Here is a 26250-nt window from a genome sequence, read left to right on the forward strand (position 1 = left end):
ATAAAAATCACGCTTGAAAATAGATATTCTATATCCTTCAGCGTGATTTCCCTATTATTTTAAGTATTGATTAAGCGGAAGTAGCTTCTTTTCCATATAAGCAAACATATCTTGCCTCTCTATATGAATAAAAGCTTCTTTATCTATCCCTTGAATCTTTTCCTTTATATACTCTCCAAGTAACTGAGCAGATAAATTCCCTTTACTTCCACAAGTAACTAAAGTATTTATTTCTAAAATACTTTCATTTACCTTATAATTAAATTTCTTAATTAAAGGCTTTATATTAACTTCTTTGCTGCCTTTTTTGCTTCTCTTTATAGTATTCCACTCTTCATGTGTCATTAACTCTTTTAATTCTTTTTCTATATTCTGAGGATAAATGCACTTTAATTTCATATTATATTCTGCAGCTTCAATTGCTGCCATTGCTTGTGGTGCTTTTTTATCACCTATCTTTTCTCTAACTTTTATTACATCAACTATTTTTATTCCCATAGGTGAATTCATGTTCAATTGCTCTTTGATATAATTAGGATCTGATTCTTTGCTAAAAATTAAATCCATATATTCTCCTTTTGAATATACCCCAACAGAAAGTGGTTGAGCAATAGATAGTATTATATGGGGATTGAATCCTTTAGAATATTCCACTGGAAGTTCTGATCTTCTAATCATCCTTTGTATAGTTCTCATTAACTCCAAGTGAGAGACATATTTTATGTTGTCTTCCTTAGTGTACTTTATTAAATATCGCATTTTCAAAACACGTCCCCTCTTTAAAGTTTTCATTTGTATTTATTCCACAATTTTTACATCCCTGTCTACAGTCTACTGTAAGTTCTTCTTTTTTAGCTCTTTCATTTTCTCTAATTAGGAATTCTTTTGATACTCCGATATCTATAAAATCCCAAGGAAGTATTTCATCATAGCTTCTTTCACGACAAGCATAAAAATCTCCGTCTATTCCGCACTCTTCCATAGCTTTTAACCATGTTTCAAAACTAAAATGTTCTGCCCATCCATCAAATTTTGCGCCCATTTCAAAAGCTTTAATTATAACATCACATAATCTTCTGTCACCTCTAGCTAATATTGCCTCCATATAGCTTACAGGAGACTCATGCCAATTATATGTAATTTGCTTACTTTTAATTTTCCCTCTTAGAAGTCTAATTTTTTCCTTTACAACCTCCATTTTATCTTGTGGAGCCCATTGGAAAGGTGTGAAAGGTTTAGGTACAAAAATTGATGTGCTTAAAGTAACCTTAAGTCCTTTTTTTCTTTCTGCTTTAGGTACACTATAATATTGTTCAACAACCTTTTGTCCTAAATCAGCTATACCAATTATATCTTCATCTTTTTCATAAGGAAGCCCAATCATAAAGTATAATTTTATAGTTGACCATCCAGACTTGAAAGCGCTAGTTACAGACTCTAGAAGATTTTCTTCTGTAACTCCTTTATTTATTATATCTCTCATTCTTTGACTTCCTGCTTCTGGAGCAAAAGTAAGCCCTGTCTTTCTAACCTTTTGAATTTCTTTTATTAAATCTACTGAAAAAGCATCAATTCTAATTGATGGTAGTGAAACTCCTACCTTTTTATCTTTATATTTTTCTATTAATGACATTACTAAGTTTTGAATATCTGAATAGTCACAAATACTTAATGATACTAGTGAAACCTCTTCATACCCAGTAACTTTTATTAATTCATCAACTTGCTCTAATAGTTTTTCAGTAGTTTTTTCTCTAACAGGTCTATATATCATTCCTGCCTGACAAAATCTACAACCTCTTGTACAACCTCTAAAGGTTTCAAGAGTAACTCTATCGTGAACTATTTCATTATATGGTACTAATAACTTATCTGGAAATTCAACTTCATTAAAATTATTGATTATAGCCTTTGTAACTTTTTCTGGAATATCTTCATATTTAGGCTTGAATTCTTTTATAGTTCCATCTTCGTTATAGCTAACTTCATAAAGACTCGGAATATATATTCCTCTTACTTTTACAGATTTTCTTAAAAATTCTTTTTTACTTAATCCTTGCTTTTTACATTCCTTATACAGCTCCATTAACTCATCAAGCTGTTCTTCCCCTTCTCCTAATGCAAAAATGTCTACTATATCATAAAGTGGCTCAGGATTGTAAGCACAAGGTCCCCCACACAAAACAATAGGCTCTTCTTCGCCTCTTTGTGAGGCTCTTATAGTTATATCAGCCATATCCAGCATATTAAGTATATTTGTATAACTCATCTCATACTGAAGAGTAAATGTTACAAAATCAAATTCTTTTAAAGAATCCTTAGTTTCTAGAGTATACATAGGTATATTATTTTCTCTCATTTGCTTTTCCATATCTGGCCATGGAGCATAAGCTCTTTCACAATAAGTATCTTCTCTTTGGTTCAATGTATGATAAAGTATTTTAGACCCTAAATGAGACATACCAACTTCATAAACATCTGGAAAGCAAAAAGCAAATCTTATATCAACGTTATTTTTATCCTTACAAAATGAATTTAACTCTCCCCCTGTATATCTGGCAGGTTTTTCAACCTTATATAGTATATCATCCGAAATTTTGTTCATTAAACTTCCTCCTAAGTTAGGTTACATGTTTTATACATTTCTACATTTTAACACATTACCTATAAAAATTAAATAATATATCTTTAAAAGTAACTAATTATAAATGAAGATTTCTTTTACTCTTCACTTGTACTTTCGTCTTTCCAATTATTCCATTCTTCCACAGTAATTTTAGCCCATTTATCCATTTTGTCTATTTCATCTGTAGCCTTTAAATAATCTTCAATTGAAATATTTCCATATACCTTAAGCCCTTCTATAAGTTCCTCTTCATATATAATATTAATAGCTTTCATATCTTTATTTAGTATAATGAAAATATTATATTTATTCTTATCAACTATACTTAAGGCCTCTAATAAAGTTTTTTTATAATACATAGATATACTTCTATTTTCAATATATCCTCTTTTTATAAATTTATATTTCTTTCTTATAATATCTCCCATAATTAAATAAACTATCCTTTCCTTTTCTTTATATGATGAAACTATAATAAAAACTCCAATAATTCCAATACTTAAGTTCCTATCACCTAAAACCAACATAATTATTGAAGAAATTGTTATTAAAAAACCTATTATTAAGCTAATATTCACAGTAATTTTATTAGCTCTCTTATAAAAGGTCTTTAACGCTAAAATATCTCTTAAAATCCTCCCTCCATCAAGAGGGAAAGCTGGAATTAAATTAAAAATACTTAAAGCTAAATTACTCATATATAATAAATTTAAATAATCATTTGAAAAATTTTTATTTAAAAAATAGAAAATACCTGCCATTATTAAATTTGACAAAGGTCCACTTATAGATATTATTAAATCCTCTTTTGGCTCAGCATCATCTAAATCTTTAAGTTTTAATACAGTACCTATAGGAAGAATTTCTATATCAAATCCTTTAAAGCCCAATTTTCTTGCAACTAAATAATGAATTAATTCATGTAAAATAACTAATAAAAAAGATACTAAAAACTTGCCTTTAAACCCTATGATTAAGAGTATAATAATATAAGGAATAAATAATTTGCTAACCTTGATTAATAAACGCCCTTGTTTTTGCATCTATTATTTCTTCATTTCCACATTTTTTTCTAAATCTTTATTTTGACCCATAAATAAAACTTCAAAATGAACAGTATCTTGTGAATTATATTTTCCACTTACTCCTATAATTTCACCTTTCTTTACTTTATCTTCTTTTTTAACCATTATATTATTTAAATTTGAATATCTTGTTTCCAATCCATCACCATGATCAATTAAAATATACTGTCCTAAATTTTCATCCTTGCCACATTCTTTTACTTTTCCATCATAACTTGCAGTAATTCTACTGTTTTCCATTGTTTTTATATCTATTCCTTCTTGGGAGCTTTTTATTACATTTCCACGAACGGGCAAAGCAAATTTTTCCTTTATTTTATTTTTTATTGTTTCTCCACCAGTAAAGTTACTTTCTATTTTATCTATAAAATCTACAATTTTATCTTGTATATTTTTACTTGTATCCACATGTTTAACTTGATAAATTATTTGTTTATAGTCATAATTTTTATTAACAACTCCTTTGCAGTATTTGTATGCTGCAGCTGTTTGTGGAGTAACAACTACTTTACATATAAGTACAAAAATAAACATAGCTAGAACTCCACATAAATCTTGAATTATTTTTTTAATTATTCTATTTTTTTGGGGTTTTTTTTCTGAAATTCCACTATAATATCCTGTACTACTGTTTCTTTTATTAACAATGGAATTATAGTAGCTTTCATATTCTGCATTAAAATTTCCCAATTATAATCCCTCCTATAAACTTACTACTATAATATATATTTAGAAAAAACTCTTTCTATTACATACACCCAAAAAATACAAAAGAACATCAATGTATATTTACGTTGATGTTCTTATTTAATCCTGTTTTTTTACTTTTATTTACTTCTTTTTTCTTATATTAAATTTTTCACTTGCTATTAGTAAACTCCTTTTTCATTTAAAAATTTCTTATAATTCATATCAGATTTTAAGATATGCTTTTCAATCCAATCTGCTATAAACATAAGCATTTCCATACAAACTTTATATTGGTCTTCATCTATGTCTTTTTTTTTCATAGCAATTATTTTATCTATAAAAGCCTTATGTTCTTTCTTTTGCTTTTCAAGCTCTGGATAATTGTATTGTTCCATTACCTTTTCTTCATAATTAAAATGATATATAGTATAATTTTTCATTTCTTCTAAAGCATTCATTAGCTCATCATAGTGATCAAAATCATCCTTAAGGGAAATGATATCATATAATTTTTGACCTAACTCAAAAAGTGTTTTGTGCTGCTTGTCAATTTCAACAATATTACAGCTATATTGTTGTTTCCATTTTAACATCCTATTTCCTCCATACATCCCTTTTATATTAATGCAATATATACTAAATATCTATTTTAAACTTGCTTTAAATATTTGTAGTACATCATCTTTTTTAAGTCTTTTAAAACTACCTAAAGGTCTAAATTTAGTAGCTTTTTCTGCCATTTCTTCTAACCTTTCTTCATTTATACCTACTTCTTGTAATGTCATTGGAATTCCAAGTTGTATGAAAAATTCTTTTGTTTTCTCAATAGCTTTTTTAGCTGTATTAAACTTATTTTCCTCCATCGGTATTCCCCAAACATTTACACCATATTCTACAAATTTATCTACTGTAGATTCATCTAATACATATTCCATCCATCTTGGAGTAAGAATAGCAAGCCCAATACCATGAGTTATATCATATATAGCACTTAACTCATGTTCTATTCCGTGAGTAGCCCAATCTGTAAATTTTCCATATGTTAATAAACCATTTAAAGCAATACTTGAAGCCCACATTAAATTAGCTCTTGCCTCATAATCTTCTGGATTATTAATAGCTATTGGTCCATATTTTATACATGTCTTAATCACTGCTTCTGCTAATCTATCTTGTAAAAATGCACCTTCTGTAGGACTAAAATATTGTTCAAAAGCATGACTCATAATATCAACTGTACCTGCTGCCGTTTGTTTAACTGGAACAGTTGCAGTATAAGAAGGATCTAGTATTGAAAATTTAGGTTTAAGAACTTCACCTGCTGTAGGTAATTTTTCTTCAGTTTCTAAATTGCTTATAACTGCATTACCATTCATTTCAGAACCTGTAGCAGCTAAAGTAAGAATTGTTCCTATTGGAAGCGCCTCTTTTATTCTTGCTTTACCTGTAAAAAAATCCCAAGGATCATTTTCATAATAACATCCTGCAGCGATTATTTTAGAGCAGTCTATTACACTTCCCCCTCCAATTGCTAATACAAAATCAATATTATTTTCTTTACATATTTTAATTCCATCTTTTACACTACTTAATCTTGGATTTGGATCTATACCTCCAAGTTCAAAAAAAGGTATATCATTATTATTTAAAATCTCAACAATTTTATCATAAACACCATTTTTCTTTATGCTGCCGCCACCATAAGTTAACAGAACTCTTGAACCATATTGTTTTATTGTCCTTGCAAGTATTTGTATTCTACCTTTACCAAAATGAATCTTTGTTGGAATGGAATAATCAAACTTTAACATTTTACTTTCTCCTCTCAATAAATAGTTTTATATTTTTATTTTGTATAAATCTTATACTTTCTTAACTATTTTTATTTTCTATAAATTTCACATAATTCCTTCATTTATTTTTTCTTTTTAGTAAATTACTTAATATGACTAAATCAATTACCACTTTTGACTAAAAAATGTATAAAAAGCACTCTTTTACGAGTGCTCTTTATACTAAATATTTATTAACTATCTTAAAAATTCTATTTATTTAATGCTTCTAGTAAAGCATTTAAGTCTAGTCCGTGAACCATTGCTGCTTCTTCTAAAGTTTCACCTTGAGCTGAAGGGCATCCAACACATCCCATTCCAAAACTCATAAGAACCTCTGCTTTTGACATATCCTGTCTAATTAATTCTCCTATAGTCATATCCTTAGTAATTTTCATATTGTATTTCTCCTTTTCTATTTTTATTATAAATTTTACTACCTATAATTATAATTTTACTTCAAAAATTTTTCAACTACGTACTTTTAATATATAGTTCCCAAATTGTAAATTAAATAATATAAAAATTTAAAACATCTGTATTATATTAAAATATAACAGATGTTTTTTATTTTTGTATATTTATTTTTATTACAAATTGTTTAATGCTTTCTTTATAAATCCTTCATTTTCTTGTAAAAGTCTTTCAGCTTTTTCCTTTGAAAGCTTACCTTTTATCATAATTATACTTAATTTAACATTATATTTTGTTTCTTTTAGTACTTCCTCTATGAAATTTTCTTCTGCTTCTGTTGCTAATTTAACTATTTTTTTAGCTCTAATTAATAGCTTTTCATTAGAAGGTTGTACATCTACCATAAGATTTCCATATACTTTTCCTAGCTTTATCATAGTCCCAGTTGACAGCATATTAACGACTAACTTTTGAGCAGTTCCTGCTTTCATTCTTGTTGATCCCATGATCACTTCCTGTCCAACAATTACAGAAATTGAAATTTCCGCCTTTTTAGCCATTTCACTGTTTGGATTCATTGTTATTGAAATGACCCTCGCTCCAACACTCTTAGCATATTCCATACCACCTATTACATAAGGTGTTCTTCCTGAAGCTGCAATTCCACAAAGCACATCTTTTGGGGTTAAATTTAACTTTTTCAAATCCTCATGTCCAAGCTGTTTATTATCTTCAGCTCCTTCTATGGCTTTAAATATTGCAGTATTTCCTCCTGCAATAATTCCTTGTATAAGTTCACTGCTTACTCCATAAGTAGGAGGACACTCTGAAGCATCAAGAATTCCTATTCTTCCACTTGTTCCTGCTCCCATATATATAAGCCTTCCACCCTTTGACAATCTTTCTGCTATAAGGTCAACAGCCTTAGCTATTTGTTCATTTTGCTGTTCAACTGCTTCTGCAACTCTCTTATCTTCTCTATTTATCATTTCTATCATTTCTAAAGTACTTACTTCATCAATATTCATAGTATTAGGATTTATGCCTTCAGTTACTAAGCTTGTAATCTTATCTTCAACCATATAATACACTCCTTATTTTTCTCTCTCAACTAACCTAAATTTTTGCCATGCTTCAATATAATCCAATAAAAATAATTCATCTTTGACAACTCGTCCAACAATATTTGTTCTTCCTGAATTCTCCATATCCTTTAGTGCTATCTGCATCTCTCCAGCATAATGCCCATATAATGAGGTCTCAACAACTATATCTCCTCTTTTTATATTTAGTGTATTAAAAGGCTTAAATTCATGTCCTTTATATTTAACTCTCGGTTGAGTTGATCTTATTAAGTAATCTGAAATATCACCTCTATTAAAATGAAGTTCTTCTAACAATATTTTTTTCTCTACTTCTGGAATATCCTTGATTAATTCTATATCTAAAGTTAAAATTTCCGGATTAATCTTACTTAATGCCTTTAATTCTCTTTCTGAAGCAAATCCATTTGCAATTATAACATCATCAATAAGTCCTGTTGCAAATAAATGCTTTGCCTGAGCAGTTATGGGCATTTCTCTATGCAACTCAATTGTACATAAACCATCATTTACTGGCCAAGGTCCAAATTGGGCATCTTGTGAAGATACAAAAGCTGCAGTTTTAAGTCCATATTGCTTAAATTTTTTGCTGCATTTTATAAAGTGATCGTATTTAAGACCGGAATATCTATGTGGATAAAAATTATGGCATCCTAAAAGATTTTCATTATTTGGTTTGTACGTCATTATATTATCTAAGTATGCAGTATCATTGCTCATATTCAATTCTACCTTTAATCCATACTCATTAAATGTCATTAAAGATTCTTCATTTCCTGAGAATCCCATGTCAAGCCTTATTCCAAAAGCACCAAGTTCATTAAAGAATGATAAATCCTTATAACTTATATTAAGCTCACCAAATACTCTTGGACTTACATCTGCTATAACTTCCATACCTAATTTATTTGCAAAAGCTATTATTTCCTTAAATTCGCTTACTACCTTATCCTTATCCCCATCTACCGAAAGTAAACAAGTAAATATCCTTTGAAACCCATATTTGTGTGCAAGCTCTATATAGTTGCAGTTTTCTTTCACTGAAGCCCTATGTGGATACACTGAAATTCCTAATTTTCTCATATTAAGCCCTCCTAGGTATTGGTGTAATATTTCCTAAAATCACTCTTTTCTTTGCTCCCGTTGCCCCTAAAACATTTGAATAATTTCCATTTAAAGTCTCATTTGCAAGAATAGCAAAAGCAATAGACTCCTTAGCGTCTGATGAATATCCCAAATCTTCTCCAATCATAACCTTACACTCTGGAAGAAGCTCTTTTATATATCTAACTAAAGTATTATTATAGCTTCCTCCGCCGCCTAAAATAACTTCATCTATTTTATATTTATTAAAAATAAATCTCCTGTAATTTTCCTGGATTGATTTAGCTGTAAACATTGTAACAGTCGCTATCATATCATTATCTTCTATATCTTTATATTTATCTAGTAACTTGTCTACAAATTGACTTCCAAATAGTTCTCTTCCTGTAGTTTTGGGTGGCTTCAAAGTAATATATTTTATTTCCATTAGCTCTTTTAATAAAGCTTCATTAACATTACCTTGAGCAGCAAATTCTCCGCCTTTATCATATTTTACGCCTTTTAGTCTTTGAACCATTTCATCAATTATCATATTTCCTGGACCTGTGTCAAATGCATACATATCTTCTAGGTTGCACATTGCAGGAACAACTGTTACATTTCCTATGCCTCCTATATTCTGAAGTGCTCTATTTTTTTCTCCCCTATAAAGTATATATTCAGTATAGGGAACGAGTGGAGCACCTTCTCCTCCTGCAGCCATATCCATAGTTCTAAAATTTGACACCACAAGAGTATTAGTTTCATAAGCAATAACTGCTGGTTCTCCTATTTGTAGTGTAGATTTAAGACAACTTCCATCTTCTTTAGGGATATGATAAATTGTCTGTCCGTGGGAACCTATGAAATCTAATTTTTCCATAGCAAAGTTCGCCTTTGAACATACCCTTTTAACACTCTTTGAAAATAAATATCCTAATTTAAAATTTAAGCTACAGACAAGTTCTGTATTTGATTTTTCAACATTGCAACAGTTCCTTATCTCATTTTTTACTTTCTCAGGAATATCATCATTAATAAATTCTATAAGATTAATTTTAGTATTAATTCCGCTTCCCTTTATCTCTACTAAAGCAGCATCTATCCCATCAAGTGAAGTTCCTGACATAAGCCCAACGGCATATTTCACTTTACTTTTATTCATCTATCAGCCCTCCTTTTCTTGCCAAATAATAGGCTCCCTTTGCAGAAGATATATTATCATCAACAATTTGTATACTATTTGAATATTTTTTTATTTCTTTTTCAAAAGCCTTTCTTACAACTTTAATTCTTGTTATAATACTTCCTTTAATTCCAACTTTAATTTCTTTTGTTCCTAACTTTTTAGCTACTCTTATAGTTGTTATACCAAGAGCTTCACCTGCATTTTTTAATATTATTAGTGCTTTATTATCGCCTTTTTCTGCACAGCTTACAACGACTGGAGTAAGTGCTGCAATCTCATCTTTTGTTGATGAGTATACGAAGCCTTTTATTTCATCTGCTTCTTTAATATTTAAATATTTCATTATACTTCTTGTTAATAATCCTTTTTCTTTTATTTCATCATCTTCCTGTATCATAAGCTTTAAAGTTTCAATTCCAATATAATACCCGCTGCCTTCATCACCTAAAAGATGTCCCCATCCACCTGATTTAGCTTTTTTACCTTCTAAAGTACCAATTGAAATAGAACCTGTTCCAGCTATAGTTAAAATACCATCTTCGCCTTTTAAAAGAGCGGCCATAGCTATTTCTGCATCGTTATACACCAAGATTTTTACTTTGAATTTTTCTTCTATTGTTTTCTTTACAATATTTTTATTATCTCCAGCTTCAACTCCAGCAAGACCTAAACTTATGCAAATTACCCCTTCTCTACCAAAATAATTTATACATTCTTCTATGATAGAAGCAATGTTATTCAAAGCAACTTGCTTATTCAATACAAGATTTCCATATCCACCATAAAAGGTTTTTAGTTCTTCACCATCTAAAGTATAAGCTGCAGCCTCTGTTTTTGTTCCCCCTCCATCAACTCCAATAATGTATTTCATTTTTATTCACCTCTAAATATTTACTAAAATCTCCACAATATTAGCAATATCATGGTCTGTAAATTTTATTTGGAGTCTAAATTCTATAATTTGCAGCGACTCCTTTAAATAATTAAATAACTCACAATACCTGGATGTTATTAGCTGTAGAGTTTTACATTTAGGTGTCTCTTCTCTATTTAATAATTTCTCTACTAAACATCCAAAATGCATTAACAAGCCATTTAGTTTGTCTCTATCTAAATGTATTCCGTATATACACTTCATAGTAGAAAGACTTTTTATAAATTCATCTACAAGGAAATCATTCTCTTCTAAATTCAAATATTCTTTATATACAACTTTTACACCCTTAACTATTTCTTCATCATTTATAAACTCATGGAACTCTTCTCCCATAACCTCTTTAAAAAAGTTCTCCATTGTTATATGTTTAATATCCTTAATTTCTGGGTCAAAAGCACTTATTATAAAAGATATATTCTTGTCTTTTTCAATATTCTCTACAGCTTTTTTAAATTTCTTTTTATCATTTATACTTAAATTTATTACTTCATAGTTTTTGTCGCTGTATTTTTCTTTTATTATTTCCTTTAGTTTCTGAGCTGTGCCTTCTCCTGTTGAGCAAGCGGTTATAATAATATTTTTCTTTTTATTTTCTACTGGCTTATCAATGAATTCTCCTAAATATCTACTTTCTAAATTTACAGCTTCAATTATTTCATCTAAGCTTTGATAAATTACAGCTTTTCGTGTAGCCTCTATTACTGTGGCTGTTGAAACCATATCAATTGTTTTAATCTCTATACCTGTGTTTTCACTTATCATCTCACCAAAAAACTTAAGAGATCCCATATCCACTAAAAGAAGTATCCCTTTACCCTCATGTTTTTCTTTTATTATCTCTTCCAATTTACATAGTGCTGTCTCTGGCTTCATAGAAAGTGGCATATCAAATCCTATAGCATGATTTACATTTAATAAATTATTAGAAACTTCTGCTATGGATGTAGCAGCAGAATTACCATGCATTGCAACAATTATATTTACCTTAGCCTTAACTTTTTGATTATCTACAGAAAAAAACATTGCAATAAAAGCGATTTCTCCTATAGGAACTGTAATCTTATATTTTTCTCCTAGTTTATCTGCAAGAAGCATTGCTAAATTAAATTCCTTAGGATATTTTTTCCTTATTTCATCCACCTTAGGATTTTCAACACTTCTATTTTCTTTAATCCTTCCAAGAAATGTATCTATGTGAACCAATAAACCTAAAAAGGTATTTCTTGTTATCTTTCTTTTTAATTTGTACTGTGCCAATTGAATAAAACTACTTAAAAAATCATAAAGCTCACTATTAACTATCTTTTTAATATCATCCTCTTTATGTTCAGTCTGCATATTAGACAAATATTCATTAATAAAATTACCTACTTCATTTACTAATCTATTTTTAATATCTTTTTGCTCAAATCCCTTATTTGTTAAATATTCTGTTCTCTTTTCTATAAATTCATAAATGTTTTTTGATAAGCTATACTTATCACTTACATCTTCTTCTATAATTGTATTTTTAATATCACCAGTTTTTATTTTTAAATCCATGGGATTAATTTTTTTTGAAATTAAAAGTCCACTTCTTATTTCATTTGAAAAATCTTCAAGCTTAATTTTTACTTTTTCTTCCTTAAACATGTTTTTTAAAAATGCCTTAGCAGAGGCTATCTGTATATCGCTCTTAAGTTGTCCAATATTATTTGGACATTCGTAATTTAAAAGTGCAGTCAATACATCTTCATCTATTTCTATTTCCTTATTAATTCTAACTTCTTCATCTTTTATAAACCTTTTTATTAAGCTGTATCTCTCTTCTCCTGTTCTATGCTTAATATCTGGCAGTGAAATTGTAACAGGTATTCTTCTTGTAAAAGTTTTTAGAAGAACAGAATCAATGTTTTCTGTAGTTGCACATATTATCATTACATTTATCTTAACTTCTTTTGTGCCTCCAAGCGGTACATAAACACCTTCATCTATTAAAGTAAATAACATTTCTTGGCCTTGTGGTGGTAGTCTGTGAACTTCATCTAAAAAGATAATTCCCTCTCTACCTTTTTCTATTATTCCATGTCTATCCTCATTTGCACCTGTATATGCTCCTTTTTTTACACCAAATAAATGTGATATTAAGAGTTGTGGATTATTAGCATAATCCGCACAGTTAAAAACTACAAACCTTCCTTCCTTAATTCTATTTATCTCTAAAGCATATTTATACATACACTTTGCAAAGTATGATTTTCCTACACCTGTATCTCCAAGAATTAGAGTATGCAGCCCTCTAGGTGGATAAACAATTGCAGCCTTTGCTAGTGCAATAGGATGTTTTAAACTGTAATCTTTTCCAATAATAGTATCAATTATGGATTGTGTTTGTTTTTCGAAATTTTTCATATATTGTATTTTATTGTTTTTTTCCACACTCCACGTTTTTTCATCTATATAATACAGTACAGGTCTCCCTTGTTTCTTTTGTATTTTACCATCTGTAACCATTCTTGCTAACTCTCTAGACACGTTGGTTCTGTGCATGTTTAAAAACTTTGCCAATTTCTTGGTACTCATTCCTTTAACTTTATTTTCTGTATTAAACTGCTCAATGCAGATATGTTTTAATGTTTCATAAATTTCTTCATATCTCAATAGTATATCCCGCCTTATAGCTTACTTATATTATTTTCTATTACTCCTTTCATATTTTATTATTCCCTTAATTTCATTATTTTCAATCATCATTCTAGTTATCTCAAAAAACATTATACATGTCAAAGAAAAGATGATCTGCAGTATTTTCCATACAATTGGATTTAACGAAGGAAAAGCAATAGATGGTACTATTAGTATTAAAGGGGATATAAAAGCTAGTACCCATCTGTTTATTTTGAATTTGCTTACTAAAATATGTGTTAACTTAACCCCTACAAGCACAACTGCAAACATTGCAATTGCAAAAATTAGTTTTTCAAGCATATTATCTCCTCTCTTACTTTTCACTTATTTTTTTATAAAGCTTAACCATTTGCTCAATTAAATTCTTTTCAGATATTGCTGTCATTAGCTGATCTTGTGCATGAATTACTAATAAATTAATTTCTAGTTTATCCCCATTAATCTCTGATTGTATTAATTTAGTTTGTGTATTGTGAGCTAAATCCAATTCCTCCTGGGATTTTTCTAACAACTCTTCAACCTTATGAAAATCTTCATCTTTAGCAGCTTCTAAGGCTTCATAAGCATATGCTCTAGCATCTCCACCATGAGATATTATTTCAAATATTTGCGTCTCCATTTTCATTCCTCCATTAATTATATCTACTATTTTATTTAGTTTAGCCTAGAATTTCCAGGCTAAACTAATAAGTATTTTCTTGATTTTATACTTCTACTGAGTGTTCTTCTTGTATCATTTTCTTTTCATATGCTTTAAAGAATGGATAATATATAAGTGTTGATAAAGCTATATTTACAATAACTAATACAAATGCTTTCCAATCTCCATTAGTTGCCATAAAGGCTCCTATTGGTGCTGGTAAAGTCCAAGGAGCTAAAATTGATACTCTTCCAACCAAACCAGCTACTGTGGCCATGTAAGAAACTATACCACACACAACTGGTGCTAATATAAATGGTATAGCAATTATTGGATTCATAACAAGTGGAACTCCAAAAATTAATGGTTCATTTATGTTAAAAAGTCCCGGTATTATTGAAAATCTACCTACTCTCTTTAAATACTCAGATTTTGAGAAGCATAATAAAATACATAAACCTAATGTAGCTCCAGCACCACCAATCCAAATAAACCATTGGAAGAAAGGTTCTGGTGCAATATGGGGAAGAGGTTGTCCAGCCGCAGCTGCAGCAACGTTTTCATCTAGCAATACAAGCCATATAGGTCTAACAAGAGATCCTATAACAGACATTCCATGTACACCTGCTGACCACAATATTGTTATAAATAATACTGGTACTAATACCCCACCTAAGGTATCTCCAGCAGCATTAACTACTGGTTTAAATAAAGTCATTATTCCCTTTTGAATATCAAATCCTAATAATACTCTTATAACCCAAACAGATGTTATTATAACAAAAGCAGGAATTAAAGCTTCAAAAGATCTTGCTACTGACTCCGGAACTTGTTCAGGCATTTTAATAGTTACATTGTGAGTTTTTAAAATTCTTAAAACCTCTACAGCAAAAATCATACTTATAATTGCAACAAACATTCCTGAACCACCTAGCTGTCCCATTGGAAGTGCCCAGCCTATTCCTTCTGGATCCTTCACACTAACTGGCATAACCGTTAATAAGAAAGCTGCAAGAGAAAGAACTCCTCCTGAAATACCATCTAATTTGTAGGATTTTGCCAGAGTATAACCCATACCGTAACAAGCATAAAGTGACATAAGTCCCATTGTCATTCTAAATGGAATTAAAATATTTCCTATATGTGGTTTAACCAAATCTGCAAGAGCTGGTATAGGTGGAAAAGCAATTATCAAAAAGAAACTTCCAACTATAATTAGTGATAAAGTAGAAATAACTCCATCTCTTATTGCTTTTAAATGTCTTTGTTCTGACAATGCCGCCATAGGCGGCATAAGTCTTTCTTCAACCCATTGTAAAAACTTATCCATTTTTTCATCTCCTCAATTAGTTTTATGTCTTTAATCTTTAATTACTTAATTCTATTTAGAATACTTTTTGATTTGATTCAAAACCTTAGGTGCTCCTATTGGAGTATATCCCATTGGAACTACCATTTCTATTGGAATATCATATGGTTTTGATTGCTCTTGAAAAGTTTTAAATCTGTGTTTAACTTGCGGTGCTACAATAGCCATATCGTAATTGCCATTTTTTAACTCTTCTTCAAATTCTCCTGTTCCTACTGCTTTTATTTCCAAATTAAATCCTTGTTTATCCGCTTCCCCTTTAATAGCCTTTACAACTATAGCACTGGACATTCCTCCTGAACATACCATTAAAACTTTCATTTTCTATACCTCCTAAATTAAATTTATTATTACACTTTTAATATATATCAAGAATAATGCCAACTTTATAAAAGCCCTATTTTTGTATCACTCTATGAATAGTGTATCATTTTACACACTGTTACACACAACATATCTACAATATTTTACACACTCTTTTACACACTATAAAAAGTTTAATACACACAGTAAAAAAATAATTTATATTTTTAAGTAATCTAGTTCAAAAAATGATAAAGGTAAGATTTATTCTCTAAATCTTACCTTTATCATTTAAATTCAAATATTCAAACCAGTATAATTAAATATTGCTCTTTAATCAATATTATATAATTATCTTATTCGTTACCCATACCTTAAAACCAGTCACTGTAATCAAAAACCATGATTAGATATACTTATTTCAAAAATCCTTGTAATATTGTCTCTTGAGCTTCTTCTTCAGTAAGTCCTAAAGACATCAACTTCATAAGTTGATCTGAAGCTATTTTACCTATTGCTGCTTCATGAATAAGTTCTGCATCTTCACAACTAGCTGAAAGAGCAGGAATAGATGTAACAGTAGCATTACTCATAATTATAGAATCACATTCAATATGTCCTCTACTCTTATTCTTACCATTCATCATAAAATAAAATTTTTGCTTTGATTCATCCTTTGCTACAGTACGAGATACTATTTGAGCTGAAGCATCTTCTCCTACTAGGTTTATAGTTACATTAGATTTAGCTTCTTGTTCAAGCTCAGTAAATATTCTTTCTGTAATAATCAATCGAGCATTGTTATGTAAATTAATTTCCATATCTTTATTACCATCATCAACACCCTTTATTTGAACTAATTCCATTTCAAGGCTTCCTTCTTCTTCTATCTCTATAGTAGTCTTCGTATTAAAAATCTTTTGAGATTTACCTGTACTTTCTGCATAATGTTTTTCAAGATATTTAACCTTTGATCCTTTATGTATAAAGATTTCATGTATTCCAACATGCTCAGTTTTTTGAGCATTACAATTATGAATACCACAACCTGCCACAATAGTAACATCTGAATTTTCACCTACATCAAAGGTATTATAAACAGTATCAGTAATATCTTGATTTAAGATTACTACTGGAACATGTACACTTTGGTTTTTAGTATTAGGCTGTATTATTACATCTATTCCTGATTTATCTTCTTTATTTTTAATACTTATAGTTCTAGAAGTGCTTCTACTGATAGATTCACCATTACTTCTGATATTATGTGCACCACTTTTAAGCTCATTAGTATCATCAATTTTTTCTAATATCTTTTGTTCAACTGAACTTACCATATCCATTACATTCTCCCCTCACAAGTTTCACAATAGTCACAGGCTGCCTGATCTTTTATCTCTTTAATAATTTCTTCTCTGCTTGTTCTTTTCTCAATAGAACCATTTGATAAAACTATAACCTCATCTGCAATATCTATAATACGTTCTTGGTGTGAAATAATAACAATTGTTGAATTATACTTATTATGCATATTCTTAAAAGTCTCTACAAGTCTTTGGAAGCTCCAAAGGTCAATACCAGCTTCTGGTTCGTCAAAAACGGCAAGTTTTAAATCTCTAGCTAAAACTGAAGCTATTTCTATTCTTTTTAATTCTCCTCCTGAGAGACTTCCATTAACTTCTCTATCTATATAAGTTTTAGGACAAAGTCCCATATCTGCTAATAGTTCACCAATATCTACTTTTTCTTTATTATTTTTACTTGAAAGCTCTAATAATTCTCTAACTGTCATTCCTTTAAAATGAGGCGGCTGTTGAAAAGCATATCCTATTTTCTTTTTTGCTCTTTCAGTAATATCGAATTGGGTAATATCTTCCCCATCAAAAAGAATGTTCCCTGATGTAGGTTTATAAATACCCATCATAAGCTTACATAATGAAGATTTACCACCTCCATTAGGACCTGTAATAACATATATTTTGTTATTTTCTAGTTTTAGATTGATATCCTTTACAATGCTAACTTTCTCATCTTGTTCTCCAACTTCTAATGATACATTTTGAAATTCTATCATTTGAAACTTCTCCTTACATGAAAAATTTTGTATAAATTACTTTTACTCTTGATTAAAACTACCCTTATTTATATTACCATTATGTAGATACTCTTTCAATTATTTTAATGTAAATTGTCACTCCATAGACCTAATATAATAATAATTTTAAATATAAAAATCCTGTGAGTATTTTGATCACAGGATTTTTATATTTAATCTCTAATTATTTCTACCATTTTTAAAGTAGTTTCTTTATTTTGGCTTTTCTTTTCATTTATAATCTTTAAAATTAAATATGAAACTGCAAGAAGTACCATTCCTAGTAAAAAGCTTAACATTTCATAATTTTCATACCCTGCTCCTTTAAAAAAGCTAGTTCCTCCACCAATTCCAATAGCCATCATAATTAAAGGAAAAACATATGCCCAAAAAACCAACTTATTTAAAGCCTTTTCTTCTATAGAAACCTTTACTTTATCACCTTTACTTGCCCCTAGAGTATTTTTTACTTCAGTAGTAACTGATGGTTGTGTGCATCCACCTTTACAACTTGCACAGTTATCACCACAACCTGACTTTCTTTTGACAATTACTGAAGCATAATCTCCTTGTATAGAAGTTATATATCCTTCTTCTGTCATATCTATCAACTCCTAAATAATATTTACTATTTAATAATAATTATATCACACTTGTTCTTTTTTTCTACATATTTCTCATAATATTTATACTACATTTCGTACTAAATATTTATATTTATGCACATACTACTCTACTCATTATAATATATAGCTGCTTAAACTATTTTTGTTGTCCATTCTTCACAATTCCACACTTCTGTTACTACATCTCTATAAAATTCAGGTTCGTGGCAAACTAAAAGTATACTTCCTTTGTACTCCTTTATAGCCCTTTTAAGTTCTTCCTTTGCTTCCACATCCAAATGGTTTGTAGGCTCATCTAGAATCAATATATTAGTCTCTCTATTAATCAACTTACACAGTCTTACTTTAGCCTGTTCTCCCCCACTTAATACCATAACCTTACTTTCAATGTGTTTTGTTGTAAGTCCACATTTAGCAAGAGCTGCTCTAACTTCATATTGAGTATAAGAAGGGAAATCATTCCATATTTCTTCTATACAAGAATTACGATTATCTTTTTTTGTTTCCTGTTCAAAATATCCAATATGTTGATAATCCCCTAGTTCAACTTCTCCACTTAATGATTTTATTTCTCCCATTAAGCTTTTTAGTAGGGTTGTCTTACCAAGTCCATTAGCACCACTCAAAGCAATTTTTTGTCCTCTTTCCATTCTTAAATTTAGAGGCTTAGACAATGCCTCATCATAACCTATAACAAGGTCAGTTGTTTCAAAAATTAATTTTCCTGAAGTTCTTGCAGGTTTAAAATTAAATTCCGGCTTTGGTTTTTCTTGCGGTAATTCTATAATTTCCATTTTATCTAACTTTTTTTGCCTTGATTTTGCACGCCCAGTGGTAGAAATTCTTGCTTTATTTCTAGCTATAAAATCTTCTAGTTTTGCTTTTTCTTGCTGCTGTCTTTTATATGCTGCTTCCAATTGTTTTTTGTTAGCTTCATATATTCTTATAAAATTCTCATAATCTCCTACATATCTTGTTAACTTTTTATTTTCTACATGATAAATAAGATTTATAACGCTATTTAAAAATGGAATATCATGTGAAATTAATATAAAAGCATTTTCATAAGCTTGAAGATATTTTTTTAGCCACTCAATATGTTCCTCATCTAAATAATTGGTAGGCTCGTCCAAAAGAAGTATATCAGGTTTTTCAAGAAGCAGCTTTGCAAGAAGAATTTTAGTTCTTTGTCCTCCACTTAATTCAGTAACATCTTTATCTAGCCCTATATCACGAAGTCCAAGACCTCCAGCCACTTCTTCAATCTTTGAATCTATTATATAAAAATCACTATTCTCTAGTATCTCCTGAATATTTCCCATCTCTTCTAATAATTTTTCGAGTTCTTCTGGAGATGCTTTTCCCATCTTTTCAGTTATTTTCATCATTTCTTCTTCTAAATCGAAAAGATATTTAAAAGCTTCTTTTAATACATCCCTTATTGTTTTACCTTTTTCTAATACTGCATGTTGATCCATATAACCAACTCTTACTTTATTTGACCAAATTATATTTCCTTCATCGGGCATTAAATTCCCTGTAATTATATTCATAAAGGTGGATTTTCCTTCTCCGTTTGCTCCAATTAGGCCAACATGCTCCCCTTTTAAAAGTCTGAAGGAGACATCTTCAAAAATTGCTCTATCTCCAAAACCATGACTTATATTTTTAACCGTTAGTATGCTCATATAACTTCTCCTTATAAAATATTTAAATTACATCATATATACCCATATACCCTATATAGTTTAAATTAAAAAAATACTTTTTGTCAATTAAATAATACTGCTAAATAAAAACAGTTTGTAAATTTTAAAATCAACTTATTTAAATGTATACTCAAAATACTTTATGAGGAATTTAATATAACTTATAAAAAACGTTGACTTTTACTTAAATATTATATATTATATATCCTATAAAACACATAAGAATACTAGGAAAAAGAGTGGAAATATGACCCAGCATTCACTTTCAAGAACAGAGTTACTAATTGGGAAAAAATCCTTAGATAAATTAATCAAAAGTAAAGTGGTTGTTTTCGGAATAGGTGGAGTAGGAAGTTTTACTGTTGAATCTTTAGTTAGAGCTGGAGTAGGTAATTTAATACTAATTGATGATGATACTGTTTGTTTAACCAATATTAATAGACAAATCCATGCTAATTTTGATAGCATAAGCAAGCCAAAAGTTGAAGTTATGCGAGAGAGAATTTTAAAAATAAATCCTCATTGTAATGTTGAAATCCATCAAACTTTTGTAAAAGAAGATAACATAAGTGAAATAATACCTAAAGATGCAGATTATGTAGTTGATGCAATAGATACAGTTTCATCTAAACTTTCACTTATAGTATGGTGTAAAGAACATAATATAAACATAATAAGCTCTATGGGTACAGGTAATAAATTGGATCCTACACAATTTAAAATAGCGGATATATATGATACTCAAATGTGTCCATTAGCAAAAGTTATGCGATATGAACTAAGAAAAAGAAAAATAAAAAGTTTAAAAGTATTATATTCAGAAGAAAAACCCATTAAACCCAAATTAGATGAAGTTATTACTTGTAAAGAAGGATGTGTATGTACAGGTGGTACTAAAAAATGTACAGTGAAGAGACAAATTCCAGGAAGTATATCTTTTGTACCTCCTGTTGCAGGTATGATAATTGGTGGAGAAGTTATAAAGGATTTAATACAATTATAACATTAACTAAAAACATTTTAATACTAAAAATATATGAGTACTAAATTTTTTAAATAAAAACCTAGTAAATTTATAGGAATAGTATATATTTAAGATTGTTAGTTAGATTATTTACAAAAAATATTAAACTAGGAGTGATACATATGTTAAAGAAAAACAAGATTAGAATAATAACAGGAATCATATTAACAGCAATGGTAATTTTAGTAGGATGTGGTTCTAAAAAATCAAATGAAACTTCAGCTAATACACAGGCATCACCATCTAATGATAAAAAAGTCATAAGAGTTGGAAGTTCAGGAGGATATTTCCCTTTTACCTTTGTAGAAAATGATAAACTTAAAGGTTTTGAAATTGATGTATGGAATGAAATAGGTAAAAGATTGGACTATGATGTTGAATTTGTAACAGCTAAGTTCAGTGGATTATTCGGTATGTTAGATACAGGAAAACTAGACACAATTTCTAATCAAATATCTATTACTGAACAAAGAAAGGGAAAATATTATTTTTCAGATCCTTATGTATATTCAGGAGCACAATTAGTTGTAAAAAAAGGAAATACTTCTATTAAAGGACTTGAAGATTTAAAAGGAAAGAAAGTAGGAGTAAGCCTGGGTAGTAATTATGAACAGATATTAAGAGAATATGATAAAAACAATGAAATAAATATTATAACTTACGATGAAGGTCCATTAGAAAGAGATGTAGCATTAGGAAGACTTGATGCATTTTTAATGGATAAAAGTTCTAGTTTAGCTTTAATAGAAAAGACTAAGCTTGACTTACAATTAGCTGGTGATCCTATTGATATAAATCAAAATTCCTTTCCATTTGTTAAAAGCAGTAAAAACAAAGAATTAATAAAAAACATTAATAAGATTTTAGAAGACATGAGAAATGATGGAACATTAAAGCAGATATCAGAAAAATGGGTTAAAGTAGATATTACTAATAAGTACTAACTTGGTGGTGTATTATAAATGGACAACTTTGATATACAATATATTATTAATTTATTTTATATATTACTGAAATATATACATGTAACCTTAAGTATCTCATTACTTTCTATGATTATAGGAATAACTCTAGCCATACTATTAGCTTTAATAAAAATTTATAAAATAAAAGGATTATATTTTTTTACTAATGTGTATATTTCTTTTTTTAGAGGAACGCCTTTTATAGCACAACTGTTTCTTTTATATTTTGGACTTCCTGAAATTATACCTGTACTAAAAAATTTAAATGCTTATAATGCAGCAGTTATATGTTTAGCTTTAAATGCTTCTGCATACATGGCAGAAAGTATTAGAGCAGCTATAACTTCTATTGAAAAAGGACAAATGGAAGCTGCTTTATCTCTAGGTATGACAAATTTACAAGCACTAAAACTAATTATTATTCCACAAGCAGCAAGAATAGCAATCCCCTCTCTTGCTAATAATTTTATTGATATTATAAAAGGATCTTCTTTAGCTTTTACAATAGGTGTAGCTGAAATTATGGGTAAAGCTCAAATGGAAGGATCCGCATCATATAAATTTTTTGAAAGTTATTTGGCCGTAGCTTTATTATATTGGGTAATCGTATTAGTATTTGAATATTTGCAAAGGACTGTAGAATATAAATTTAATAAAGCCTATTAAAAATGAAAAAAGAACAGCAGAAATGTTTCTAAAAAACACTTCTACTGTTCTTATATTTTCTATAGATTTATACTATTCCCTGCATCATCATTGCATCTGCAACCTTTAAGAAACCTGCAATGTTAGCTCCTATTACATAATTATCTTCATATCCATATTCTTTAGCACATTTTACTGAATTGTCATAGATATTCTTCATTATATTCTTTAATTTCTCATCAACTTCTTCAAAGCTCCATGAATATCTTATACTGTTTTGAGACATTTCTAAAGCTGATACTGCAACACCTCCAGCATTAGCTGCTTTTGCTGGTGCAAAAAGAACTCCATTTTTCAAAAATGCGTCAACAGCGCCTAATGTAGATGGCATATTTGCACCCTCTCCAACGGCTATTACTCCATTCTTAATTAAACCTTTAGCATCTTCATCATTTATCTCATTTTGAGTAGCACATGGAAGCGCTATATCACAAGGTATTGTCCATATTGATCTACATCCTTCATAATATTTTGCCTCTTTATGGTACTTAACATATTCCTTTATTCTCTTTCTTTCTACTTCTTTTATTCTCTTAACTGTATCTAAATTAATTCCATTTTCATCATATATATATCCATTTGAATCACTACAAGCTACTACTTTAGCACCCAACTCTTGTAGTTTCTCTATAGCATAAATAGCTACATTACCAGAACCAGATACAACTACTTTTTTTCCTTGTAAGCTTATGCCTTTTCCCTTTAACATTTCGTCAACAAAATAAACTAAGCCATATCCTGTTGCTTCCGTTCTAACTAAACTTCCTCCATAATTCAATCCTTTACCTGTTAGTACTCCCGCTTCGTATGAGCTTTTCAATTTCTTATATTGACCAAATAAGTATCCTATTTCTCTTCCACCTACTCCAATATCACCAGCAGGTACATCCATATCTTGACCAATATATTTATAAAGTTCTGTCATAAAGTTCTGGCAAAATCTCATAATTTCTCTATCAGATTTATCTTTAGGATCAAAGTCAGATCCACCCTTACCTCCGCCTATTGGAAGACCAGTTAATGAGTTTTTTAAAATTTGCTCAAACCCTAAAAATTTAATTATACTTAAATTTACAGTTGGATGAAATCTAAGTCCCCCCTTATAAGGTCCAATAGCATTATTGAACTGAACTCTAAATCCTCTATTCACTCTTACTTGACCATTATCATCTACCCATGGAATTCTAAATATGAACTGTCTTTCAGGTTCAACTATCCTTTCTAAAATCCCATTTTCTACATATTCAGGATGTTTTTCAAAAACTGGTATCAAAGAGTGTAAAACCTCTTTAACAGCTTGATGAAATTCATCCTCACCAGAATTTCTTTTCAAAACTTCATTATATACTTTTTCTACATATTCTTTAGTATTCATAGTAAATCCCCCTTTTTAAATTTGCATACCCTATTTTGATTATAATACCATATATTTTAGAAAAATTACATAGTTTTTCATATGTTTTTTTATAAAAACATATTTTTTTTTGATAATTTACCAATATATATAATCTTATATTATTAATTTAGCATTTCCTTTGTGATTATAATAAATTTATTTCTTTCTGCAATATATAAAACCTTCATGCAAAGAACATGAAGGTTTTATATATTTATTCAATCTTGATAATTTATTTTTTAATAAGATTATTTATTTCCTCAGCCAAATTCCTTAGTTCTTCTACATTAACATTTATTTCTTCACTCATAGCAGCACTTTGATTTACAGTTTCACTTACTGTATTAAACTTGTTTATTAAGTTTTCTGTACTATGACTGATATTAGTATTTGATTGAACAACATTATTAGTTTTAGGAAGAAGCTTCTTCATAAATTGATTTATCTCATTTATATTTTTTCCTGAATAATTTAACTTTTGCATCATATTTTTCACGTTTTCTACAGTTTGGCTTAAAGTATCGTTCCCATATACTATTTTATCATTATTACTTGTCATAAATTCCTCTACTTCACTTATTCTATCTTTAAATTCATTTGTTATAATAGATACTTCTCCTAAAGATTTTTTAGTGTTTTCTGCTAATTTTCTAACTTCATCAGCTACTACCGCAAAACCTTGACCAGCTTCTCCAGCTCTAGCAGCTTCTATAGAGGCATTTAATGACAATAAATTTGTTTGTTCTGAAATCTGTCCAATAATTAATAAAATATCGTCTATCTCTTGAGATTTTTCCTCCAATAATTTAGTTGCCTTAAATGTAGTTTTTATACTTTCTTTTATATCACTTATTATGCTTAAAACTTCATATAAAGATTTTTCATTATCATTAGATATATTTATTACCTCTTTAGCAGTTATTTTTGAATCTTCTGCTTTCTTTGATACTTCATGGTTATTTTCTAATAATTCATATAAAACATCTCTATTTTTAGTTGATTCATCAAGCATTACGTTAGATTCATTAACTATTTGTTCACATGTACTTGCTATCTCCTGCATAGAAGATGTACCTTCTTCTGCAGTACTTGCTAATACTTGGCTTGCTTCTAAAAGAGTATGAGAAAACTCTGCTAATTTATTGAATATTCTTACCATATTTTCATTGCTTTCATTTAGCTCTTTTTCATTTTCTTCTACTGCTTTTAAAAGCTTAGAAGAAAAATATGTAATAATAAATATTCCAAACGAACCAAATGCTATAGCAATTATTCTCATTAACAATTCACTAAGAAACATTTCCTCCCCTGGTAGAAGCATTGGTTTATTTATAAATAATATTGCCTGCGATATAATGCTCATAACAATAGAACTGCAAGTCATTTTAATATCTAGAAACAATGACCCAACTATAATAAAATAAAATATACTTATCCAAAATTCTTTAGATGGCAGTATATAAATTATATAAGTATAATTAACATATGTAATTATAAGAATCAAAATTTTTAAGATTTTAAAATTTTTTTCGTTTATCTTTCCATTAACTAAAGTTTTTTTATACATATACATGAAAATACTAATTTCTACTATGGATAAAATAATCATTGTCCAAACCTGATTCCATTTCATTGTATCAAATAAATTAAAATACTTAAATGTAAAAAATATTATACCCGCACAAAAAGCACTTATAGAATATAAAGCTATAACAAATTTTAGTGTTTTAGATTGATATTTTTCGATTACACTTATGCTACTTTCCATGTATATTCCTCCGTAAAAATCATA

General features: G+C 29.1%; 25 protein-coding genes. 3 read left to right on the forward strand and 22 right to left on the reverse strand.

The window, feature by feature from the left end; all coding sequences use genetic code 11:
• Positions 1-54 precede the first annotated feature (54 nt).
• From OXH55_RS14625 to OXH55_RS14720, 20 genes are all read right to left on the reverse strand, one after another.
• Positions 55-765: a TIGR03936 family radical SAM-associated protein gene (locus OXH55_RS14625; protein WP_268050766.1), complete on the reverse strand. Its 711-nt coding sequence runs from the start codon at positions 763-765 to the stop codon at positions 55-57.
• Positions 734-2605, reverse strand: a complete 1872-nt coding sequence (locus OXH55_RS14630) for a TIGR03960 family B12-binding radical SAM protein (protein ID WP_268050767.1) — start codon at positions 2603-2605, stop codon at positions 734-736. The genes OXH55_RS14625 and OXH55_RS14630 overlap by 32 nt, the downstream gene beginning before the upstream one ends.
• A 116-nt stretch (positions 2606-2721) precedes the next feature.
• Entirely contained in the window at positions 2722-3669 is a 948-nt protein-coding gene (locus OXH55_RS14635) for a M50 family metallopeptidase (RefSeq protein WP_268050768.1), read from the reverse strand.
• Positions 3670-3672: 3 nt separating this feature from the next.
• Positions 3673-4401: a murein hydrolase activator EnvC family protein gene (locus tag OXH55_RS14640; protein ID WP_268050769.1), complete on the reverse strand. Its 729-nt coding sequence runs from the start codon at positions 4399-4401 to the stop codon at positions 3673-3675.
• A 179-nt stretch (positions 4402-4580) separates the two neighbouring features.
• The gene (locus tag OXH55_RS14645) at positions 4581-4994 is read right to left on the reverse strand and encodes a bacteriohemerythrin (protein WP_268050770.1); all 414 of its coding nucleotides are present in this window, start codon (positions 4992-4994) and stop codon (positions 4581-4583) included.
• A gap of 51 nt (positions 4995-5045) precedes the next feature.
• Positions 5046-6212 carry an iron-containing alcohol dehydrogenase gene (locus OXH55_RS14650; RefSeq protein WP_268050771.1) on the reverse strand — a complete coding sequence of 389 codons (1167 nt, stop codon included), beginning with the start codon at positions 6210-6212 and terminating at the stop codon, positions 5046-5048.
• A 233-nt stretch (positions 6213-6445) separates the two neighbouring features.
• Positions 6446-6631: a DUF1858 domain-containing protein gene (locus tag OXH55_RS14655; protein ID WP_268050772.1), complete on the reverse strand. Its 186-nt coding sequence runs from the start codon at positions 6629-6631 to the stop codon at positions 6446-6448.
• Between the two features lie 192 nt (positions 6632-6823).
• Complete coding sequence (gene murQ / locus OXH55_RS14660) at positions 6824-7729, reverse strand: N-acetylmuramic acid 6-phosphate etherase (RefSeq protein WP_268050773.1); 906 nt, start codon at positions 7727-7729, stop codon at positions 6824-6826.
• A 12-nt stretch (positions 7730-7741) separates the two neighbouring features.
• Positions 7742-8833 (reverse strand): DUF871 domain-containing protein, encoded by a 1092-nt coding sequence (locus OXH55_RS14665; protein WP_268050774.1) that lies wholly within the window; start codon positions 8831-8833, stop codon positions 7742-7744.
• 1 nt (position 8834) lies between these two features.
• Entirely contained in the window at positions 8835-9998 is a 1164-nt protein-coding gene (gene anmK, locus OXH55_RS14670; RefSeq protein ID WP_268050775.1) for an anhydro-N-acetylmuramic acid kinase AnmK, read from the reverse strand.
• A complete protein-coding gene (locus OXH55_RS14675) occupies positions 9991-10893 on the reverse strand; it encodes an N-acetylglucosamine kinase (protein WP_268050776.1) in 903 nt (300 codons plus the stop codon). Before OXH55_RS14675 ends, anmK begins: the two co-directional genes overlap by 8 nt.
• Before the next feature lie 12 nt (positions 10894-10905).
• The gene (locus OXH55_RS14680; RefSeq protein WP_268050777.1) at positions 10906-13599 is read right to left on the reverse strand and encodes a sigma-54-dependent transcriptional regulator; all 2694 of its coding nucleotides are present in this window, start codon (positions 13597-13599) and stop codon (positions 10906-10908) included.
• A 30-nt stretch (positions 13600-13629) separates the two neighbouring features.
• Complete coding sequence (locus OXH55_RS14685; protein WP_268050778.1) at positions 13630-13950, reverse strand: hypothetical protein; 321 nt, start codon at positions 13948-13950, stop codon at positions 13630-13632.
• A complete protein-coding gene (locus tag OXH55_RS14690) occupies positions 13940-14245 on the reverse strand; it encodes a PTS lactose/cellobiose transporter subunit IIA (protein WP_268050779.1) in 306 nt (101 codons plus the stop codon). Before OXH55_RS14690 ends, OXH55_RS14685 begins: the two co-directional genes overlap by 11 nt.
• Positions 14246-14330: 85 nt before the next feature.
• Complete coding sequence (locus OXH55_RS14695) at positions 14331-15596, reverse strand: PTS sugar transporter subunit IIC (protein WP_268050780.1); 1266 nt, start codon at positions 15594-15596, stop codon at positions 14331-14333.
• 51 nt (positions 15597-15647) lie between these two features.
• Complete coding sequence (locus OXH55_RS14700; RefSeq protein ID WP_268050782.1) at positions 15648-15956, reverse strand: PTS sugar transporter subunit IIB; 309 nt, start codon at positions 15954-15956, stop codon at positions 15648-15650.
• Positions 15957-16354: 398 nt separating this feature from the next.
• The gene (locus tag OXH55_RS14705) at positions 16355-17275 is read right to left on the reverse strand and encodes a SufB/SufD family protein (protein ID WP_268050854.1); all 921 of its coding nucleotides are present in this window, start codon (positions 17273-17275) and stop codon (positions 16355-16357) included.
• A 5-nt stretch (positions 17276-17280) separates the two neighbouring features.
• Positions 17281-18012, reverse strand: coding sequence for an ABC transporter ATP-binding protein (locus OXH55_RS14710; protein WP_268050783.1), 732 nt, complete (start codon positions 18010-18012; stop codon positions 17281-17283).
• 194 nt (positions 18013-18206) lie between these two features.
• The gene (locus OXH55_RS14715) at positions 18207-18635 is read right to left on the reverse strand and encodes a SoxR reducing system RseC family protein (RefSeq protein WP_268050784.1); all 429 of its coding nucleotides are present in this window, start codon (positions 18633-18635) and stop codon (positions 18207-18209) included.
• Between the two features lie 155 nt (positions 18636-18790).
• Positions 18791-20347 carry an ABC-F family ATP-binding cassette domain-containing protein gene (locus OXH55_RS14720; protein ID WP_268050785.1) on the reverse strand — a complete coding sequence of 519 codons (1557 nt, stop codon included), beginning with the start codon at positions 20345-20347 and terminating at the stop codon, positions 18791-18793.
• Between the two features lie 268 nt (positions 20348-20615).
• Here OXH55_RS14720 and OXH55_RS14725 point away from each other — a divergent pair, with 268 nt between their 5' ends.
• The 3 genes from OXH55_RS14725 (at position 20616) to OXH55_RS14735 (ending at position 23023) form a co-directional block, all read left to right on the forward strand.
• Positions 20616-21371: a tRNA threonylcarbamoyladenosine dehydratase gene (locus OXH55_RS14725; protein WP_268050786.1), complete on the forward strand. Its 756-nt coding sequence runs from the start codon at positions 20616-20618 to the stop codon at positions 21369-21371.
• A 143-nt stretch (positions 21372-21514) separates the two neighbouring features.
• Positions 21515-22336, forward strand: coding sequence for an amino acid ABC transporter substrate-binding protein (locus tag OXH55_RS14730; protein WP_268050787.1), 822 nt, complete (start codon positions 21515-21517; stop codon positions 22334-22336).
• A gap of 18 nt (positions 22337-22354) precedes the next feature.
• Positions 22355-23023, forward strand: a complete 669-nt coding sequence (locus tag OXH55_RS14735) for an amino acid ABC transporter permease (RefSeq protein WP_268050788.1) — start codon at positions 22355-22357, stop codon at positions 23021-23023.
• A gap of 67 nt (positions 23024-23090) precedes the next feature.
• On the opposite strand, the gene gdhA is transcribed toward OXH55_RS14735, so the two are convergent.
• Positions 23091-24437 carry an NADP-specific glutamate dehydrogenase gene (gdhA, locus tag OXH55_RS14740; protein ID WP_268050789.1) on the reverse strand — a complete coding sequence of 449 codons (1347 nt, stop codon included), beginning with the start codon at positions 24435-24437 and terminating at the stop codon, positions 23091-23093.
• A gap of 253 nt (positions 24438-24690) precedes the next feature.
• Positions 24691-26226 (reverse strand): methyl-accepting chemotaxis protein, encoded by a 1536-nt coding sequence (locus OXH55_RS14745; RefSeq protein ID WP_268050790.1) that lies wholly within the window; start codon positions 26224-26226, stop codon positions 24691-24693.
• Between the last annotated feature and the right edge of the window lie 24 nt (positions 26227-26250).

Origin of the sequence: Clostridium ganghwense (genome assembly GCF_026735165.1) — a bacterium.
Taxonomy (GTDB): Bacteria; Bacillota; Clostridia; order Clostridiales; family Clostridiaceae; genus Clostridium_H; species Clostridium_H ganghwense.

Coding starts and splice junctions, on each gene's coding strand:
- OXH55_RS14630 (WP_268050767.1), bottom strand. CDS start 2,605: ATGAACAAAATTTCGGATGATATACTATATAAGGTTGAAAAACCTGCC.
- OXH55_RS14635 (WP_268050768.1), bottom strand. CDS start 3,669: ATGCAAAAACAAGGGCGTTTATTAATCAAGGTTAGCAAATTATTTATT.
- OXH55_RS14645 (WP_268050770.1), bottom strand. CDS start 4,994: ATGTTAAAATGGAAACAACAATATAGCTGTAATATTGTTGAAATTGAC.
- OXH55_RS14650 (WP_268050771.1), bottom strand. CDS start 6,212: ATGTTAAAGTTTGATTATTCCATTCCAACAAAGATTCATTTTGGTAAA.
- OXH55_RS14655 (WP_268050772.1), bottom strand. CDS start 6,631: ATGAAAATTACTAAGGATATGACTATAGGAGAATTAATTAGACAGGAT.
- murQ (WP_268050773.1), bottom strand. CDS start 7,729: ATGGTTGAAGATAAGATTACAAGCTTAGTAACTGAAGGCATAAATCCT.
- OXH55_RS14665 (WP_268050774.1), bottom strand. CDS start 8,833: ATGAGAAAATTAGGAATTTCAGTGTATCCACATAGGGCTTCAGTGAAA.
- anmK (WP_268050775.1), bottom strand. CDS start 9,998: ATGAATAAAAGTAAAGTGAAATATGCCGTTGGGCTTATGTCAGGAACT.
- OXH55_RS14675 (WP_268050776.1), bottom strand. CDS start 10,893: ATGAAATACATTATTGGAGTTGATGGAGGGGGAACAAAAACAGAGGCT.
- OXH55_RS14690 (WP_268050779.1), bottom strand. CDS start 14,245: ATGGAGACGCAAATATTTGAAATAATATCTCATGGTGGAGATGCTAGA.
- OXH55_RS14695 (WP_268050780.1), bottom strand. CDS start 15,596: ATGGATAAGTTTTTACAATGGGTTGAAGAAAGACTTATGCCGCCTATG.
- OXH55_RS14700 (WP_268050782.1), bottom strand. CDS start 15,956: ATGAAAGTTTTAATGGTATGTTCAGGAGGAATGTCCAGTGCTATAGTT.
- OXH55_RS14705 (WP_268050854.1), bottom strand. CDS start 17,275: ATGGTAAGTTCAGTTGAACAAAAGATATTAGAAAAAATTGATGATACT.
- OXH55_RS14710 (WP_268050783.1), bottom strand. CDS start 18,012: ATGATAGAATTTCAAAATGTATCATTAGAAGTTGGAGAACAAGATGAG.
- OXH55_RS14715 (WP_268050784.1), bottom strand. CDS start 18,635: ATGACAGAAGAAGGATATATAACTTCTATACAAGGAGATTATGCTTCA.
- OXH55_RS14720 (WP_268050785.1), bottom strand. CDS start 20,347: ATGAGCATACTAACGGTTAAAAATATAAGTCATGGTTTTGGAGATAGA.
- OXH55_RS14725 (WP_268050786.1), top strand. CDS start 20,616: ATGACCCAGCATTCACTTTCAAGAACAGAGTTACTAATTGGGAAAAAA.
- OXH55_RS14730 (WP_268050787.1), top strand. CDS start 21,515: ATGTTAAAGAAAAACAAGATTAGAATAATAACAGGAATCATATTAACA.
- OXH55_RS14735 (WP_268050788.1), top strand. CDS start 22,355: ATGGACAACTTTGATATACAATATATTATTAATTTATTTTATATATTA.
- gdhA (WP_268050789.1), bottom strand. CDS start 24,437: ATGAATACTAAAGAATATGTAGAAAAAGTATATAATGAAGTTTTGAAA.
- OXH55_RS14745 (WP_268050790.1), bottom strand. CDS start 26,226: ATGGAAAGTAGCATAAGTGTAATCGAAAAATATCAATCTAAAACACTA.